Origin of the sequence: Nonomuraea harbinensis, from assembly GCF_019396385.1 — a bacterium.
In the GTDB taxonomy this organism is placed as follows: domain Bacteria; phylum Actinomycetota; class Actinomycetes; order Streptosporangiales; family Streptosporangiaceae; genus Nonomuraea; species Nonomuraea ferruginea.
In genome coordinates this window covers 1-732 of sequence record NZ_JAHKRN010000132.1, presented here as the reverse complement: position 1 = coordinate 732, position 732 = coordinate 1, and the positions used below count along the sequence as shown (strand labels likewise).

Annotated in this window: 1 protein-coding gene; it reads left to right on the top strand. The window is 70.8% G+C overall.

Features of this window, described 5'->3' with window-relative positions:
- Positions 1 to 732, top strand: a 732-nt coding sequence (locus KME79_RS44330) for an IS701 family transposase (protein WP_219552683.1), incomplete at both ends; no start/stop codon positions are given.

The following is a 732-nucleotide window of genomic DNA, read 5'->3' as shown; positions in this document are numbered from 1 at the left end:
CCCGCCCTGGCCACGGCGATGCTTCTGGCCGCGCTGGAGGCCGGCGTGCAGGCGGCCTGGGCGACGGGTGATGAGGTCTATGGCCAGGACCCGCGTCTGCGTGCCGCGCTGGAAGCGCGCCGGATGGGCTATGTGCTGGCCATCGCCGGTAACCGGCGCGTCGAACTGCAGGGCGTTGTTCTGAGCGCGGCTGAGGTCGCGGCGCGGGTGGCCGATCGGCACTGGCACCGCTATCGCGCCGGTCAGGGGGCCAAGGGCCCACGCTGGTATGCCTGGGCTTGGGCCCGCATCGACGAAGGCCGGGGCGACGGTTATCGGTGGCTGCTGATCCGACGCAACCTGACCACCGGTGAACTGGCGTTCTACCGCTGCTACGCCCCCGACCGGCAGCCACTCATGGCCCTGGTCAAGATCGCGGGTATCCGGTGGGCGGTGGAGGAGTCCTTCCAAGCCGCCAAGGGACAGGTCGGCCTGGACCACTACCAAGTGCGCGGCTGGACGCCCTGGCACCGGCACATCACTCTCGCCATGCTCGCCCTGGCCCTGCTGGCCGCCATCGCCGCCGCCCAGCCACCCACCACCGACGACCGCATCCCACTCACCCTGCCCGAGATCCGCCGGCTCCTGGCCGCACTCATCCTGACCTGGCACCCCTCTACCACGCACGTTCTGCGCTGGTCAGACTGGCGCCGCCGCCACCAAGCAACAGCCCGACACTGCCACTACCAGCGC